Genomic DNA, 13638 nt, shown 5'->3' with positions numbered 1-13638 from the left:
TTCGTGATCTTGCCTGCTCATATGTCGACCGGGTGACGCTGCGCCCGGTTCGGCTGCGGTGCCCACCGCACCGGGGACAGATGAGCCGAGGGAGAGGAGAGGCCGCATGGCATCCACCGCCTGCATTCCCCCGGCCCCCACGCCCGACGGCCCCGTCGGACTTCGCGACCGCGCCCGGGGCGCGCTGCTGGGACTGGCCGTCGGGGACGCCCTCGGGGCGCCGGCCGAGAACATGAAGCCCTCGGAGATCCGGGCCCGCTGGGGCCGCATCACGGGATACGTCGCCGACCGGCCCGCCGGTACCGACGACACGGAGTACGCGATCTTCTCCGGTCTGCTGCTGGCCCGCCACGGCGCCGCGCTCACCCCGTCCCACGTGGGGGCGGCCTGGCACGAGTGGATCGCGGACCGGGAGGAGGGCCCCTTCCGGGGCGCGGGCTTCAGCGAGCGCGGCACCCTGGAGAACCTGCGCCGGGGCCTGGCCGCGCCGATCTCCGCCCAGCACCGGCACGCCTGGAGCGACGGGCTCGCCATGCGTGCGGCGCCGCACGGCGTGTTCGCGGCCGGGCGGCCCGCTGAGGCGGCCCGGCTGGCGGCGATCGACGGCTCGGTCAGTCACGAGGGCGAGGGCATCTACGGCGGCCAGGCGGTGGCGGCGGGCGTGGCTGCGGCCATGGCCGGGGCGTCCACCGTCGCGGTGGTGGCCTCCGCCCTGGCCGTCGTCCCGGACGACTCCTGGACGGCGCGCTGTCTGCGCCGCGCGATGACGGCGGCCCACCGCGGCGAACGCGCGGTGCGCTCGGCGGTGGTCATCGGCGGCTACCCGTGGACCGACCTGGCCCCCGAGGCCGTCGCCCTCGCCTTCGGGGCGTACGCGGCGGCCGACGGCGACTTCACGGACGCCGTGCTGACGGCCGTCAACATGGGCCGCGACGCCGACACCACGGCCGCCGTGGCCGGCGCCCTGGCCGGTGCGACCTGCGGCGTCCACGCCATCCCGGCCGACTGGGCGGCCGCCATCGGCCCGGCCCGCGGCACCTGCCTGCCGACGATGGCCGGGCACCACGTACTGGAGGTGGCGGACCTGCTGACCCGGGCGGCACGGGAGACTCTCCCGGACGCGGGACACGTGCACGCGCCCGGAGCCGGGCTACCCGCCCCGGACGCGATGCCACCGCGACACCCGGCCGGAGCCCGCCACCGGGCCCCGGCCCAGCCCCCCGGCGCCACCACCCCCACCCGCGTCCCGACCGCCCCCGAGACCGGCACCCTCCCCCCGGCCCCCAGTCCTTCTCCGCACGCCCCCGACACCCGTGTCCTCCCCTTGCCCCCCGTCACGGCCACGGCGCACCCGGACACTCCCCCGCACCCGGCACCGACCCCACCACCCGGCGACGCCACCCCCGCCCGCATCCCGACCGCCCCCGACACCCCTGACCTCCCCCTGACCCCCGTCACAGCCACAAGGCACCCGGACGCACCCCCGCACCCGGCGCCGGGCGAACCCCGTGACGCCACCGTCCCGGCCCCTCCCCCGGTCGGCCCCGACACCCGTGCACCCGCCCCGGAGACCCACGTGACGGCGACCCGGCACCCGGGCGCGGCACCCCGTCCGGCATCGGGCGGGCCGCCCCACCGCGTCGCCCCCGCCTCCCCCCGGTCCCGCCCCGAGACCACGCCGCGCGCCGCGGGACCGAACGCGGCGACAGCCCAGCACCCGCGCCCGCACCCACACCCGGCACCGACCCCACCACCCGGCGCCGCCACCCCCGCCCCTCCCCAGCCCGGCCACGACACCGCCCCGGGCACCCCCGCCGCTGCGGAGGTCGGGCCGTGAGCGCGGCGCGTGCCGGGGTCGGGGCGCCGGGCGTCACGGCGTACGTCGAGGGCCCCGGAGGGCCGGGGGCGGACCCGCCGGGCGGAAGCGGGCAACGGCCGGGAGCCGGGCCGGGGACGGCGGCGTCCGGTGCGGTGCCGCTGCTGGACCGCATCGAGGGGCTCCTGCTCGGGCTCGCCGCGGGGGACGCCGCCGGCTGGCCCGCCGCCCGGCACCGGGCCGCGCGGATGCCGGAGTGGACCCGCCGCCTCACCCGCGAGCTGGACACCTTCGCCGAGCAGAACGCGACCACCACCCTCCCGGTCCCCATCGCCCTGAACCAGCCCCCGGAACCGCTGCGCCTCGGCCCCTCGGACGACGCCGAGTGGGCGGCGTTCGCGGCCGAGGCGGTACTGCGGGCCGGGGACGACAGCCTGCTCGGGGACCTGAGCCGGGACCGCCGGATGCGGGCCGCGATCGACCTGACGTGGAACGCCGTCGCCAGCGAGGTCGCCGCCGCGGCCGACCGCGCCCCCGAGGTCGAGTCGGCGGTCCTGCCGCTGCGCGCCCGCATCTCGGTACGGGCCGGGCTCGGCAACCTCGCCACCGGCCTGCGTCCGCCCGCCACCGGCCACGACAACCCGCACTACTTCGACGACGCCGCCTGCGTGCGGGCCTGCGTCCTCGCCGTGGCCCACCCCGGCGCCCCGCGCCCCGCCGCCGACCTCGCCGAGTTCGACGCCCGCTACACCCAGGACGGCGACGGTGTGCACGGCGCCCGGGCCATGGCGGCGGCACTGGCCCGCGCCCTCGACGGCGCCGGCGTGGACGCCTGCGTGAGCGCCGCGCTCGACGAACTCCCGGAGGCGACGGAGATCGGCCGCAACACCCGCCAGGCCCTGGCCCTCGCGGCGGAGGCCGAGAGCGCCTTCGCCCTCGTCCCGCTCCTCGAACACCGCATCGTCGACCACGTCTACAGCTACGGCATCGCCGCCGCCGAAACGGTCCCGGTCGCCCTCGCGCTGACCACCGCCGCCCGGGGCCGCGTCGCCGAGGCGGTCCCTGCTGCGGCCTGCCTGTCCCGGGTCGCGGACTCCGCCCCCGCGCTGGCCGGCGCCCTCACCGGCGCGCTCGGCGGCGGCTCCTCGCTCCCCGCGTCCTGGCGGGACGCCTGCCGCATCCTGCCCGGCTGCGTACTGCCCCGGCTCACCGGCACCGACCTGGTCGAACTCGCCGGTCTCCTGCACGCCACGCAAGCGTCCCGACCGGAAGGACGAGGCATCACCCCATGACTCCCACGCCCCCGGACCACGGCACCACCTCGGCGGTCCCCGCACCCCCGGACCACGGCACCACCTCGGCGACCCCCGCACCCCCGGGCATCAGCACCCTCTCGGCGTCCCTCGACGAACGCGTCACCGGCGCACTCGTCGGCGCGGCCGTCGGCGACGCGCTCGGCGGCCCCGTCGAGGGCTACTCCCCCGAGCAGATCCTCGAACGGCACGGCGGCCGCGTCCACGGAGTCGTCGGCCCCTGGAACGGCGACGAGTGGCGCACCGCCCGTCCCGTGGCCCCGTACCACAAGGGCGACGGCCACGTCACCGACGACACCCTGATGACCCACGCCCTGGTCCGCGTCTACGGCACGGTCCGCGACCACCTCGACGCGTACGCGGTCGCCGAGCACCTGGTCCCGGACCTGATCACCCACCCGCGCTGGATCCCGGAGCTGGAGGCCGAGGCGCTCCCCCTGCAGCGGATCTTCCTGGCCGAGAAGTGGCTGGTCGCGCGGCTCCACTACGGCCACGTGGACCCGCGCGAGGCCGGCAGCGGCAACATCGTCAACTGCGGTGCCGCGATGTACATGGCCCCGGTCGGCCTGGTCAACGCGGCGCACCCCGAGGCCGCCTACGCCGAGGCCCTGGACGTCGCCGGAGCGCATCAGTCGTCGTACGGCCGGGAGGCGGCCGGCGTCTTCGCGGCGGCGGTGGCCGCGGCCTGTGTGCCGGGGGCGACCCCGGAGTCGGTGGTGGCCGCCTGCCTGTCCCTGGCCAAGGACGGCACCCGGGCGGCGATCGAGGCCGTGTGCGACGTGGCCGCACGCCACTCGGAGTTCGAGTCGGCGCTCGCCCCGCTGCGCGCGGCGGTCACCCCGTACGACACGGTGGGCCCCGACTACCGCGCGCCGTCGCTGGGCGCCCGCCGCCCCTCGCGCCTGCACGCGATCGAGGAACTGCCCGTCGCCCTCGGCATGCTGCTCGTCGCCGGCGGCGACTTCCGGCACGCGGTGCTCGGCTCGGTCAACTACGGCCGCGACTGCGACTCCATCGCCACGATGGCGGGCGCGCTGGCCGGGGCGCTGGGCTCGCCGGTCCCGGAGGACTGGGCCAAGACCGTCGCGGAGGCGAGCCGCCTGGACCTGTGGGAACCGGCGACGACGCTCACCGGGGTCGCCCGGGAGGTCTTCGCCCGCGACGTACGGCGCCGCCGCGCCCATGAGGAGGCCTTCGCCGCGATCGGGGGCGCGGGATGCTCCGGCTGACCTGGGTGCAGCCCGAGGACCTGATCGGCCACGAGCTGCGCCAGGCGCGGCTGGACGGCCGGGACGCGTCGGCGGTCGCGGCCCGCTGGCGGGCGGCGGGCGGCAGCGAGGCCCCGCCCCGGGCGGGCGCCTCCGTCCGGCCCGCCGCCCCGGCCCTGCGCCGGCTGGCCGAGGGCCTCCTGGACGAACTGGCCCTCCTGCCGGATCCGTCGGCGGAGGCCGAGCCGACGGACCTGGGCCGGATCAGGGCACTGTGTCCCGACTGGCCCGCGCCGCGGCCCGGCGCCGGGGTGTCCCCGGCCCGGCTGGAGGCGGCCTGGCTCGGCCGGGCCGTCGGGTGCCTGCTGGGCAAACCCGTCGAGAAGCTGCCCCTGACCGGCATCCGGCTGCTCGGCCGCGCCGCCGGCAACTGGCCGCCGACCGGGTACTTCACCGCTCTGGGCGTCCCCGGCGAGCTGCTCGCCGCGTACCCGTGGAACCGCCGCTCCGCGCCCACCTCGCTCGCCGAGAACATCGACGGCATGCCGGAGGACGACGACCTGAACTACCCGCTGCTGGGCCTTCTGATCCTCCAGCGCCACGGCAGGGCCTTCACCACCGCGGACGTGGCCCGCGTCTGGCTCGACGAACTCCCGCCCGGCCGCACCTTCACCGCCGAGCGCGTCGCCCTGCGCAACCTCCTCAGCGGCGTCGAACCCCCGCACACCGCCCGCCACCGCAACCCCTTCCGCGAGTGGATCGGCGCCCTGATCCGCGCCGACGTGCACGGCTGGACCCGCCCGGGCGACCCCGGCGCCGCCGCCGAGCAGGCACACCGCGACGCGACGCTCACCCACACCTCGGCCGGGGTCCACGCGGCGATGTTCGCGGCGGCCGTCATCGCCACCGCCGCCGGCGGCATGCACGACGTGCACGCCTGTCTGCGCACCGGACTCGCGGTCGTCCCGCCCGGCTCCCGGCTGGCCCGGGCCGTCCGGCACGCGGTGCGACTGGCCACCGCACACGACGACTTCGACAGGGTCGTGGACGAGCTCCACGCCGTCCACTCCCCCGCCCACCACTGGGTGCACGCCGTGCCCAACACCGCCCTGATGGCCGCCGCGCTCACCCACGCGGACGGCGACTTCACCGGCTCGGTCTCCCGTGCCGTGTCGGGCGGCTGGGACACCGACTCCAACGGCGCCACCGTCGGCGGCGTCGCCGGGCTGCTCGCCGGCTCCCCCGCCGCGCTGCCCGAGCACTGGACGGCCCCGCTGAAGAACCGCCTGGCCACCTCCGTCGGCGACTTCGACGGCACCGGCTTCGACGCCCTCGCCCACCTCACCCACCGGGAGGCCACCCGCCCATGCCCGAGCCCGACGTGACCTCCGCGCCCCCTGTCCCCGCCGCCCCGCTCACCGGCCTGCGCGTCCTCGACCTCGCCACCCTCTTCGCGGGGCCGCTGGCCGCCACCATGCTCGGCGACTTCGGCGCCGAAGTGATCAAGGTCGAGCACCCCACCCGGCCGGACCCGTCCCGCGGGCACGGCCCGTCGAAGGACGGGATCGGCCTGTGGTGGAAGCTGCTCGGCCGCAACAAGCACACGATCACCCTGGACCTGTCGAAGCCCGCCGGGCGGGCCACCCTGCTCCGCCTCGCCGCCACCGCCGACGTGGTCGTCGAGAACTTCCGGCCGGGCACCCTGGAGAAGTGGGACCTGGGCTGGGACGAGCTGTCCGCCGTCAACCCGCGCCTGGTCCTCACCCGGGTCACCGGCTTCGGCCAGTTCGGCCCGTACGCCCGCCGCCCCGGCTTCGGCACCCTCGCCGAGGCCATGAGCGGCTTCGCCGCGATGACCGGCGAACCGGACACGCCCCCGACGCTGCCACCGTTCGGCCTCGCCGACTCGATCGCGGCGCTGGCGACGGCGTACGCCGTGATGACCGCGCTCGCGGCGCGGGAGCGCACCGGCGAGGGCCAGGTCGTCGACATGGCGATCATCGAGCCGATCCTCACCGTGCTGGGCCCGCAGCCGCTCTGGTACGACCAGCTCGGCCACGTCCAGCCCCGCACCGGCAACCGCTCGCAGAACAACGCCCCGCGCAACACCTACCGCACCGCCGACGGCACCTGGGTGGCCGTCTCCACCTCGGCGCAGTCGGTCGCCGAGCGGGTGATGCGGCTGGTGGGCCGCCCGGAGCTGATCGACGAGCCCTGGTTCGCGACGGGCGCCGACCGGGCCCGGCACGCCGACGTGCTGGACGCGGCGGTCGGCGACTGGATCGCCCGGCACGGCCGCGCCGACGTGCTCGCCGCGTTCGAGAAGGCCGAGGCGGCGGTCGCGCCGGTCCAGGACGTGCGGGACGTGATGAGCGACCCGCAGTACCAGGCGCTCGACACGGTCACCACGGTCGACGATCCGGAGCTGGGCCCGCTGCGCATGCAGAACGTGCTCTTCCGGCTCTCCGCCACCCCGGGCGCCATCCGCTGGGCGGGCCGTCCGCACGGCGCCGACACCGAGGAGGTGCTGACCGGGCTGGGGCTCACCCCGGCGGACGTGAAGGAGCTGCGTGAGGAGGGCGTCGTATGACCACACCCCCGCTGACCTGGCTGTACGCTCCCGGGGACCGGCCACGGGTGGTGGCCAAGGCGCTGGCCGCCGGTGCCGACGTGGTGGTGGTCGACCTGGAGGACGCGGTCGCCGTCGACCGCAAGGAGTACGCCCGGGACGCCACGGCCGAGCTGCTGGCCGAGCCGCAGCCGGTGCCGGTGCACGTCCGCGTGAACGCCCTGGACGGTCCGCTCGCCGCCGGTGACCTGGCGGCGCTGGCCGCGCTGCCGGGCCTGTCCGGGCTGCGGCTGCCCAAGGTCACGTCGCCGGAGCAGGTCACCGAGGTCGCCGCGGCCACCGGCGGTCCACCGCTGTACGCGTTGCTGGAGACGGCCCTGGGGGTGGAGCGGGCGTACCGGATCGCCGCCGCCCATCCGGTGCTGCGCGGCATCGCCCTCGGCGAGGCGGATCTCCGGGCCGACCTGGGCGTGCGCGGGGACACCGGCCTCGACTGGTCGCGCTCGCGGGTGGTGGTGGCCGCGCGGGCGGCGGGTCTGGCGCCGCCGTCCCAGACGGTGCACCCGGACACCCGGGACCTGGAGGGCCTCGCGGCGTCCTGCGCGCACGGCCGTTCCCTGGGGTTCCTGGGGCGGGCCGCGATCCACCCCCGCCAGCTGCCGATCATCGAGCGGGCCTACCTGCCCACGGAGCGGGAGCTGGAGGAGGCGGAGACGATCGTCAAGGCGGCCTCGGTCCAGCCGGGCGCCCAGGCGCTGCCGGACGGCCGGTTCATCGACGCGGCGGTGGTGGCGACGGCCCGGCGCACCCTGTCCCTGGCCCGGCGGCCCGTCCTGTCCTGAGCCCCCGCCCCGGGATACGCCGAGGGCGCCCGGAGAGTCCCGGGCGCCCTCGGCGGCGTGTGCGTGCGGCGGGCCGGATCAGCCCTTCTTGGCGGAGTCGGCCCCGTTCTTCACGCTCTCGGCCTCCACCGCGTCGTCCGCGTCCTCGCCCCGCGGAGCCGCGGAGGTGTCCGACGCCTCCGCCGCCGCCTCGGGGTTCTCGGACGCTTCGGGGGCGTCGGTCTTCGTACCGCTGCCCGCGTCCGTCGTCGCGCCGCTGCCGGCGTCCGTCTTCGTTTCCCTCTTGCCGAGGTCCGCGTCGTCGGCCGCGGTGTCCGCGCCGGCGGCCTCCGCGTCCGTCTCCGCGTCCTTCTCCCCTTCGGCCCCGGCGTCACCGTCGGCGCTCGGGGCGCCCGGCTCCACCACGGCTTCCCGGCCCGGCCGCTTCCGGGCCGAGAGCACGATGTACAGCACGGCGAGCAGGAAGACGACGAGCGCGGTCCAGTTGTTCAGGCGCAGACCGAGGATGTGGTGGGCGTCGTCGACGCGCATGTACTCGATCCAGAAGCGGCCCGCGCAGTACGCCGCCACGTACAGGGCGAACGCCCGCCCGTGGCCGAGCCTGAAGCGGCGGTCGGCCCAGATGACGAGCAGCGCGACGCCGATGCACCACAGCGACTCGTACAGGAACGTCGGGTGGTAGGTGCCCGGCAGCCGGCCGTCGGCGGTCGAGGTGATCTCCACGGCCCACGGCAGGTCGGTCGCCTTGCCGTACAGCTCCTGGTTGAACCAGTTGCCCCAGCGGCCGATGGCCTGTGCGAGGGCGATGCCGGGGGCGACGGCGTCCGCGTAGGCGGGCATCGGGACGCCCCGGCGGCGGGCCCCGATCCAGGCGCCCACCGCACCGAACGCGATAGCGCCCCAGATGCCGAGTCCGCCCTCCCAGACCTTGAAGGCGTCCACCCAGTCACGGCCCTCGCTGAAGTACAGCTGGTAGTCCGTGATCACGTGGTAGAGGCGTCCGCCGATCAGGCCGAAGGGAACGGCCCAGACCGCGATGTCGGCCACCGTGCCCGGCCGCCCGCCCCGGGCGATCCAGCGCTTGTTGCCGAGCCAGACGGCAACGAAGACGCCGATGATGATGCAGAACGCGTAGCCGCGCAGCGGGACGGGACCGAGGTACAGCACCCCGCGCGACGGGCTGGGAATGAAGGCAAGTTCCATGGCAGGGTCGACGCTACCGTGTCGGACGGGACGCGCGGCGGGCAGCCCGGCTACGGGTCCGTAACGAGCGGGCGCGCTACTTGTCGGCGTCCTCCACCATCTGCTTCAGCTTGGCCGGGGTCATGGAGCGGTCCTGGTAGATGTTCGTGCCGTTCAGCAGGACGGTCGGGGTGCCGCTGAAACCGCCGCTCTGGAAGGCCTTGTTGGACTTCTCCACCCAGCTGTTGTGCTTGCCGCCCCGCACACACTCCTGGAAGAGGGTGGTGTCGAGGCCGTCGACCTTGCCCGCCAGGTCGAGGAGCTTGTCCTCGTCGGCGAAGGCGTCGTCGGTCTCCGGCGGCTGGTTGTCGTACAGCACGTCGTGGTACGGGGGGAACTTCCCGGCGTCCTGGGCGCAGGCCGCGGCGTTGGCCGCCTTGCGGGAGCCGGTGCCGCCCATGTTGCCGTCGATGATCGTGGCCAGGTGGTACTCGACCTTGAGCTGTCCCGCGGCGGTCAGCTCGTGAATGGTGTTCCGGTACGCCAGCTCGAAGGCCTTGCAGGCCGGGCAGCGGAAGTCCTCCCAGACGGTGAGCGTCGACTTGGCGCTCTCCTCGCCGACGGGGATCGCGAGTCCGTCCTTGCCCTGCGCGCCCGACGGCACCACGATCGGACCGGCCGACTCGCTGCCGTCGTCCTTGCCCGCGTTCGCCGCGACCACGCCGATCACCGCCGCGAGACCGAGGACGCAGACCACGCTCGCGCCGACGATCAGCGCACGGCGGCGCTTGTCCCTGGACTTCTGCTTCTCGCGCTCGGCCGCCAGCTTCTCGCGGGCGCCGTGCTTTCCCTGTCGGTTCTTCTCGCTCACACCCCGCAGAACGAACCGGGGAGGCGCAGCGCGCCTCCCCGGTCCCAGGTCCACTCGTACGAGGGACCCCTGTTCTGTGCTCGTCCGTCAGGCGCCGAAGGTCACGCCTGTCCGCGCACGCCCTTCGCCAGGTCGGCGGCGAGCGCGCGGACGCCCTCCAGGCCGGCCGCGTCGTCGGGCGCGTCCAGCATCCGCTTCACGAACGCCGAGCCGACGATCACGCCGTCGGCGAAGCGGGCGACCTCGGCGGCCTGGGCGGCGTTGGAGACGCCGAGGCCGACGCAGACCGGGATGCCGGTGGTGGCGCGGGTGCGCCGCACCAGGTCCTCGGCCTGGGCCCCGACCGACTCGCGGGTGCCGGTGACGCCCATGAGGGAGGCGGCGTAGACGAAGCCGCTGCCGGCCGCGGTGATCTCGGCGAGGCGCGCGTCCTTGCTGCTGGGCGCGACCACGAAGACCGTGGCGAGCCCGTGCTTGTCCGCGTGCTCCCTCCACAGCGCCGACTCCTGGACGGGCAGGTCGGGCAGGATGCACCCGGCGCCGCCCGCCTCGGCCAGCTCGGCGGTGAAGCGCTCCACGCCGTAGCGGTCGATGGGGTTCCAGTACGTCATGACGAGGATCGGCTTGCCGGTGGCCTCGTGCGCCTCGCGGACCGTGCGCATCACGTCGGCGATCCGCACGCCGCCGCGCAGTGCGATGTCGTCGGCGGTCTGGATGACCGGGCCGTCGAGCACCGGGTCGCTGTGCGGCAGGCCCACCTCGACGACGTCGGCGCCGCCGTCGAGGGCGGCCTTGATCGCCTCGATGCCGCCGTCCACGGTCGGGAACCCGGCCGGCAGGTAGGCGATCAGGGCGGCGCGGTTCTCGGACCTGGCCGCCGCGAGGGTGTCGGTCAGCAGCTGCACGTTCCCGCTCACTTGGCGTCCCCCTCGATCTCCGCGGCGCCGGTCTCGTCGGCCGCGACCTCGGCGTCGGTGTCGTACAGCCCGAAGTAGCGGGCGGCGGTGTCCATGTCCTTGTCGCCGCGGCCGGACAGGTTGACCACGATCAGCCCGTCCTCGCCCAGCTCCCTGCCGACCTCCAGGGCGCCGGCCAGCGCGTGGGCGCTCTCGATGGCCGGGATGATGCCCTCGGTGCGCGACAGCAGGCGCAGGGCCTGCATGGCGGCGTCGTCGGTGACCGCGCGGTACTCGCCGCGGCCGGAGTCCTTGAGGTAGGCGTGCTCCGGGCCGATGCCCGGGTAGTCCAGGCCCGCCGAGATCGAGTACGGCTCGGTGATCTGGCCCTCGTCGTCCTGGAGAACGTAGGACCGGGAGCCGTGCAGGATGCCGGGCTCGCCCGCGGTCAGGGTGGCCGCGTGCTCGCCGGTCTCGACGCCGTGCCCGGCGGGTTCGCAGCCGATCAGGCGGACGTCGGTGTCCGGGATGAAGGCGTGGAAGAGGCCGATGGCGTTGGAGCCGCCGCCGACGCAGGCGACGGCGGCGTCGGGCAGGCGTCCGGCCTGCTCGAGGAGCTGGCGGCGGGCCTCGACGCCGATGACGCGGTGGAAGTCGCGGACCATCGCCGGGAAGGGGTGGGGGCCGGCGACGGTGCCGAACAGGTAGTGGGTGCGGTCGACGTTGGCGACCCAGTCCCGGAAGGCCTCGTTGATGGCGTCCTTCAGGGTGCGGCTGCCGGACTTCACGGCGATGACCTCGGCGCCGAGCATCCGCATCCGGGCGACGTTGAGCGCCTGGCGCTGCGTGTCGATCTCGCCCATGTAGATGGTGCAGTCGAGGCCGAAGAGGGCGCAGGCGGTGGCCGTCGCCACGCCGTGCTGACCGGCGCCGGTCTCGGCGATGACTCGGGACTTGCCCATGCGCTTGGTGAGCAGGGCCTGGCCGAGCACGTTGTTGATCTTGTGCGAGCCGGTGTGGTTCAGGTCCTCGCGCTTGAGGAAGATCCTGGCTCCGCCGGCGTGCTCCGCGAAACGGGGGACCTCGGTGAGGGAGGACGGACGGCCCGTGTAGTGGACGAGGAGGTCGTCCAGCTCGCGGGCGAACTCCGGGTCGGACTTGGCCTTGTCGTACTCGACGGCGACCTCGTCGACCGCCGCGACGAGGGCCTCGGGGATGAACTTGCCCCCGAAGGCGCCGAAGTAGCCCTCGGCGGAGGGGACTTGGCCCTCCGGATCGGGGATGAAGAAGGTGCTGGGCATGCGTGAACCTCACGGTGAGTGTCGGGTGGTGACTGATCGCCGTGGGGGCGGGTGCTCTCTGTCGACTGCGGGCCGTGTGCGGCTCATCGCGCAGTTCCCCGCGCCCCTAGAAGAAGGGGCGCTGCCATCGGCGGCCGTTGACCTGACCGGGTTCGTCTCCGATGACGTACCGCACCCGGCGGCCGTGGATCCGGCGTGCGGGGGCGCGGCAGCCGTGGGGGCGGCAGCCTCGCGCCAGGCGCGCGTACGGATCCCTGGCGGCCAGGGTGAGCGGGAGAGTCATCGTCGGTCAGCCTACCGGGGGTCAGCTCCGGCCGTGACGGAGCGCGGGGTGCTCGCCGGCCGCCACCAGGTCGGAGACCGCGGTCTTCGGGTCGCGGCCGGTGACCAGGGACTCGCCGACCAGGACGGCGTCGGCGCCCTCGTTGGCGTAGGCGATGAGGTCGTGCGGGCCGCGGACGCCGGACTCGGCGACCTTGACGATGTGCGCGGGGATCTCCGGGGCGACCCGCTCGAAGGTGCCGCGGTCGACCTCGAGCGTCTTCAGGTTGCGCGCGTTGACGCCGATGATCTTGGCGCCCGCGTCCACCGCGCGCTCGACCTCGTCCTCGTCGTGCACTTCGACGAGCGGGGTGAGTCCGATGGACTCGGCCCGCTCGATCAGCGACTCCAGGGCCGGCTGCTCGAGGGCCGCGACGATCAGCAGCACGAGATCCGCGCCGTGCGCCCGTGCCTCCCACAGCTGGTACGAGGTGACGATGAAGTCCTTGCGCAGCACGGGGATGTCCACCCGCGCACGGACCGAGTCCAGGTCGGCCAGCGAGCCGCCGAAGCGGCGCTGCTCGGTGAGGACGGAGATGACGGCGGCGCCGCCCGCCTCGTAGTCGGCGGCGAGTCCGGCCGGGTCGGCGATGGCCGCGAGGGCGCCCTTGGAGGGGCTGGAGCGCTTGACCTCGCAGATGACCTTGACACCGTCGCCGCGCAGCGCGGACACGCCGTCCTTGGCGGGGCGGGCCTTGGCCGCGCGCTCCTTGAGCTCGTCGAGGCCGACGCGCGCCTGCCGCTCCGCGAGGTCGGCACGGACTCCGTCGATGATCTCGTCGAGCACACTCACGCGAGCGGCCCCCTTTCAGACGGCAAAACGTGTGGTCACTGTGATGGTATCCGGAGCCGGGCACCGGTCCCGCATCCGGCCGGGGGGAGTCCCACTACCTGGACGTGGCGGGGTTGCTCAAGGGGTGAGCCAGCCCCCGGACGGCAGGTTCCGGACAACGGTGAAGACCAGCAGCAACGTCCCGAGCGTCCACAGGTGGACCGGTCCGAGGGCGACGCGCACGGGACGGCCCCGCGCCGCCCGGATCACCCAGACGGTCCACAGTACGGCGAAGCCCAGGTAGGCGAGGACGGCGGGCGCGTTGGCGTGCAGCGCGGCCGTCAGGTCCCCGTGGACGAAGGCGTGGGCGCTGCGCAGGCCGCCGCAGCCGGGGCAGTAGACGCCCGTGAAGCGCAGCAGCGGGCACACCGGGTAGTGGCCGGGCTCGTAGGGATTGACGCTCCCCACGTAGGCGAAGGCCCCGACGACGGCGGCGAGCACCCCGGCCGGGACGGCCAGGCGGGCGGCCGCGGTGCGGGACGGGAGG

The 13638-nt window shown here is 75.2% G+C and carries 12 protein-coding genes and 1 pseudogene; 6 read left to right on the top strand and 7 right to left on the bottom strand.

Annotation, left to right across the window (positions count from 1 at the left end; genetic code table 11):
* Positions 1 to 106: 106 nt before the first annotated feature.
* The 6 genes and pseudogenes from EV562_RS21610 to EV562_RS21585 all read left to right on the top strand — a co-directional run.
* Positions 107 to 1093 (top strand): annotated as a pseudogene (locus EV562_RS21610) (ADP-ribosylglycohydrolase family protein); the annotation flags it as partial.
* Between the two features lie 740 nt (positions 1094 to 1833).
* Entirely contained in the window at positions 1834 to 3108 is a 1275-nt protein-coding gene (locus EV562_RS21605) for an ADP-ribosylglycohydrolase family protein (RefSeq protein ID WP_133888468.1), read from the top strand.
* Positions 3105 to 4358: an ADP-ribosylglycohydrolase family protein gene (locus EV562_RS21600; protein WP_166661925.1), complete on the top strand. Its 1254-nt coding sequence runs from the start codon at positions 3105 to 3107 to the stop codon at positions 4356 to 4358. The genes EV562_RS21605 and EV562_RS21600 overlap by 4 nt, the downstream gene beginning before the upstream one ends.
* The gene (locus tag EV562_RS21595; RefSeq protein WP_133888467.1) at positions 4346 to 5722 is read left to right on the top strand and encodes an ADP-ribosylglycohydrolase family protein; all 1377 of its coding nucleotides are present in this window, start codon (positions 4346 to 4348) and stop codon (positions 5720 to 5722) included. Before EV562_RS21600 ends, EV562_RS21595 begins: the two co-directional genes overlap by 13 nt.
* Positions 5704 to 6927 carry a CoA transferase gene (locus tag EV562_RS21590; RefSeq protein WP_133888466.1) on the top strand — a complete coding sequence of 408 codons (1224 nt, stop codon included), beginning with the start codon at positions 5704 to 5706 and terminating at the stop codon, positions 6925 to 6927. Before EV562_RS21595 ends, EV562_RS21590 begins: the two co-directional genes overlap by 19 nt.
* Positions 6924 to 7748, top strand: coding sequence for a CoA ester lyase (locus tag EV562_RS21585; RefSeq protein WP_133888465.1), 825 nt, complete (start codon positions 6924 to 6926; stop codon positions 7746 to 7748). Before EV562_RS21590 ends, EV562_RS21585 begins: the two co-directional genes overlap by 4 nt.
* Positions 7749 to 7826: 78 nt before the next feature.
* Here the strand turns inward: EV562_RS21585 and lgt are convergent, their stop codons facing one another.
* From lgt to EV562_RS21550, 7 genes are all read right to left on the bottom strand, one after another.
* Positions 7827 to 8951 (bottom strand): prolipoprotein diacylglyceryl transferase, encoded by a 1125-nt coding sequence (gene lgt, locus EV562_RS21580; RefSeq protein ID WP_133888464.1) that lies wholly within the window; start codon positions 8949 to 8951, stop codon positions 7827 to 7829.
* A 76-nt stretch (positions 8952 to 9027) separates the two neighbouring features.
* Positions 9028 to 9801, bottom strand: a complete 774-nt coding sequence (locus EV562_RS21575) for a thioredoxin domain-containing protein (protein WP_166661924.1) — start codon at positions 9799 to 9801, stop codon at positions 9028 to 9030.
* A gap of 101 nt (positions 9802 to 9902) precedes the next feature.
* Positions 9903 to 10718 (bottom strand): tryptophan synthase subunit alpha, encoded by an 816-nt coding sequence (gene trpA, locus EV562_RS21570; protein WP_133888462.1) that lies wholly within the window; start codon positions 10716 to 10718, stop codon positions 9903 to 9905.
* Positions 10715 to 11998, bottom strand: coding sequence for a tryptophan synthase subunit beta (gene trpB / locus EV562_RS21565; protein WP_133888461.1), 1284 nt, complete (start codon positions 11996 to 11998; stop codon positions 10715 to 10717). Before trpB ends, trpA begins: the two co-directional genes overlap by 4 nt.
* 106 nt (positions 11999 to 12104) lie before the next feature.
* Positions 12105 to 12281, bottom strand: coding sequence for a hypothetical protein (locus tag EV562_RS21560; protein WP_133888460.1), 177 nt, complete (start codon positions 12279 to 12281; stop codon positions 12105 to 12107).
* A 21-nt stretch (positions 12282 to 12302) separates the two neighbouring features.
* Positions 12303 to 13112: an indole-3-glycerol phosphate synthase TrpC gene (gene trpC / locus EV562_RS21555; protein ID WP_133888459.1), complete on the bottom strand. Its 810-nt coding sequence runs from the start codon at positions 13110 to 13112 to the stop codon at positions 12303 to 12305.
* A 117-nt stretch (positions 13113 to 13229) separates the two neighbouring features.
* Positions 13230 to 13610 carry a DUF2752 domain-containing protein gene (locus EV562_RS21550; protein ID WP_133888564.1) on the bottom strand — a complete coding sequence of 127 codons (381 nt, stop codon included), beginning with the start codon at positions 13608 to 13610 and terminating at the stop codon, positions 13230 to 13232.
* Positions 13611 to 13638 lie beyond the last annotated feature (28 nt).

This window comes from Streptomyces sp. BK208 (assembly GCF_004364245.1).
GTDB lineage: Bacteria > Actinomycetota > Actinomycetes > Streptomycetales > Streptomycetaceae > Streptomyces.
The sequence above is the reverse complement of the archived record's forward strand: the minus strand, read 5'-3'. Positions and strand labels throughout refer to the sequence as shown.

Bases quoted from the DNA above. Each gene is read 5' to 3' on its own strand.
- EV562_RS21560 (WP_133888460.1), bottom strand. From the start codon at position 12,281: ATGACTCTCCCGCTCACCCTGGCCGCCAGGGATCCGTACGCGCGCCTG.
- EV562_RS21585 (WP_133888465.1), top strand. From the start codon at position 6,924: ATGACCACACCCCCGCTGACCTGGCTGTACGCTCCCGGGGACCGGCCA.
- lgt (WP_133888464.1), bottom strand. From the start codon at position 8,951: ATGGAACTTGCCTTCATTCCCAGCCCGTCGCGCGGGGTGCTGTACCTC.
- EV562_RS21600 (WP_166661925.1), top strand. From the start codon at position 3,105: ATGACTCCCACGCCCCCGGACCACGGCACCACCTCGGCGGTCCCCGCA.
- trpB (WP_133888461.1), bottom strand. From the start codon at position 11,998: ATGCCCAGCACCTTCTTCATCCCCGATCCGGAGGGCCAAGTCCCCTCC.
- EV562_RS21590 (WP_133888466.1), top strand. From the start codon at position 5,704: ATGCCCGAGCCCGACGTGACCTCCGCGCCCCCTGTCCCCGCCGCCCCG.
- EV562_RS21595 (WP_133888467.1), top strand. From the start codon at position 4,346: ATGCTCCGGCTGACCTGGGTGCAGCCCGAGGACCTGATCGGCCACGAG.